The following is a 2,347-nucleotide window of genomic DNA, read 5'->3' on the forward strand; positions in this document are numbered from 1 at the left end:
AGCCAACCGCTTTACGGTGGCCGAAAAATGCGATGCAGACGATTTTCTTCCCCTGCTCGCCGGATCTTTGCGGGTGGCGGGCGTGCGGCAGCAGGCTCAGTACCCGACAGTTTTAGAAGGGACTTGAAATCCGTCGTCCAGTACGCGAGAACAGAGCGCGTCTCCCAATGCCCTGAAATCGCTGAGTCTCTGCTTCGTTTCCCACTTCCCCCAATACCGAAAAATCAGGTGGAACTGCTCGCTCTGCTCGTCCTGGCGCTGATTGGGGCCAAAGACGTTCGCCACGCGGCACTGGCCGAGCGTTGCCCCGGCAACGCTCAAACGGCTTCCGTCATCCGCCAGATTGAGCGGTTCTTTCACCAGCATCCGTTGTGTCCTCTGGATGTCGCCCGTCTGGTGCTGGCCCTCCTCCCCGACGGAAAACGGCGGGAGTTCAGCATGGACCGCACAAATTGGAAATTGGGCAAGACTGACGTGAATGCACTGGTGCTGGCTGTTCACTGGCGGGGCGTGGCCGTACCACTGCTGTTCGAGCTGCTGCCGCACAGCGGCAACAGCGGGACGAGGACCCGGCTGACCCTGCTGGACGAGGCGCTAACGCTGCTGGACTGCTGCGACGTTGCCACGATCTACGCAGACCGGGAATTCATCGGCCAGGCGTGGATTCAGGGATTGGCTGAGCGTGGGCTCCCCATCACGGTGAGACTGCGAGTGGATGCGCGCATTGATGATCTGCCTGCGGGCGAGTGGCTGGAGGGACTCCAACCCGATGAAAAAGCCATGCTGATCGACAATGCAGTGGTCTATGGCTTGCCGATGAACGTGGTCCTAACGCGGACAGATCAGGGGGAACCCCTGATCGTGGCAAGCAATGCCACCAAGGGCCAGCACATTCTGAAGGGATACCGCCAGCGTTGGAAGATCGAATGCCTGTTCCGGGCGCTGAAAACGAAGGGGTTCCAGTTGGAAAACACCCACATGACGCTTCCCGGTCATGTGACGCGGCTGCTCTGTTTGCTGACCCTGGCCTATGTCTGGAGCGTCCTGGTGGGCATCAGCCAGCATATAACCCTCAAAAAACACGGACGGCGCGCATGGAGTGTTGTGACCCTGGGCCTCCGGTCGCTCGTCCGGGCGTCTTCCCGTCAAGTCGGGGCTTCGGGAGATGAACTGCTTGATCTGATTCAACTCTGGATGCCGCACCAGACCATAGGAGCAGAAACTGTCGGGTACTGAGGGTTCACCGATGTTATCGCCCCTTTCGCCGAGATGTTTACCCAGCCCACCTGGATCAACGCTCAAACCTTGCTTGTCGGGTCTATCCTTGCCACCCACAAGCGAACTGATCTGTCAAGGGTTTGGTGGAGGCTCAGTTCGGGATGGGGGCTTGCTCCTCAAAGGCCGCCGGGGACCGGTAGCCTAACGCGGAGTGACGACGCTGGCGGTTATAGAACACCTCAATCCACTCGAAGACCTCCGTTCGTGTTTGGGCACGACCCCACTGCGCCTTTCCAAGTTCCAGTTCCGTCTTCAACGTCGCGAAAAAGCTCTCCTGAACGGCGTTGTCCCAGCATTCTCCTTTCTCGCTCATGCTCTGAACCGCGTGCAGTCTGTCTAGCGCCTGCTTGTACACCTCACTCGTGTACTGGCTCCGCCTGTCTGAATGGTGGAGTAGCCCTCCTGGTGGCTGTCGACACTCTACGGCCATTCCTAACGCCGCTGGTCACAGCGGCGTGTGAAGTCGCTCATTCAATGCCCAACGGCTCGGGACGGCCCGACGCCAGCCGACAATTTTCCGCGAGTACAGGTCCATGACCGTGGCCAGGTACAGCCGACCCTCCCGGGTGGGTAAATACGTGATGTCCGTCGCCCATTTCTGATTCGGACCATCAGCGTCGAAATTCCTGGAAAGAAGATTTTCTGCGACTGGATGGGAAGATTTCGCTTTGGTCGTCGTCCGAAACTTTCGCTTTCCCCGCGTGACAAGCTCAGCTTGTCGCATCAGACGCACGATGCGCTGACGGCTCACCTGCTCCCCCTGCTCGCAGAGGTCGGCTTTGATGCGCAACGCGCCGTACGTCCCCCGACTGTCCTCGAAGCTTGGCCTGATTTTGACCATCAACAGACGGTCTTTCGTCACTCTCTCGCTGTCCGGCCTTCCCCGCGAAGCGTAATACCCACTGATGCTGACATCGAGAACCCGACACATGCGTTCCACTGGGAACTCATCCTCGTGCCGCTCGATGAAGCGAAAAATCAGGGTTGCTTGGCGAAAAAGGCCAGTGCTTTTTTCAGGATATCCCGTTCCTGTCGTGCAATTTCGAGTTCCCGCTCCAGTTCTTTAAGA

2 protein-coding genes and 1 pseudogene are annotated in these 2,347 nt (G+C 58.6%); 1 reads left to right on the forward strand and 2 read right to left on the reverse strand.

Annotated elements, in window-relative coordinates; all coding sequences use genetic code 11:
• Nucleotides 1-1,236, forward strand: a 1,236-nt coding sequence (locus tag Q319_RS25170; RefSeq protein ID WP_245619452.1) for an IS4 family transposase, incomplete at its 5' end; no start/stop codon positions are given.
• A gap of 133 nt (nucleotides 1,237-1,369) precedes the next feature.
• Here Q319_RS25170 and Q319_RS26690 read toward each other — a convergent pair.
• A complete protein-coding gene (locus Q319_RS26690; RefSeq protein WP_162178708.1) occupies nucleotides 1,370-1,633 on the reverse strand; it encodes an integrase core domain-containing protein in 264 nt (87 codons plus the stop codon).
• Nucleotides 1,634-1,723: 90 nt separating this feature from the next.
• Nucleotides 1,724-2,275: pseudogene (locus Q319_RS26695) on the reverse strand (IS3 family transposase); the annotation flags it as partial.
• Nucleotides 2,276-2,347 lie beyond the last annotated feature (72 nt).

Origin of the sequence: Deinococcus marmoris DSM 12784, from assembly GCF_000701405.1 — a bacterium.
GTDB lineage: Bacteria > Deinococcota > Deinococci > Deinococcales > Deinococcaceae > Deinococcus > Deinococcus marmoris.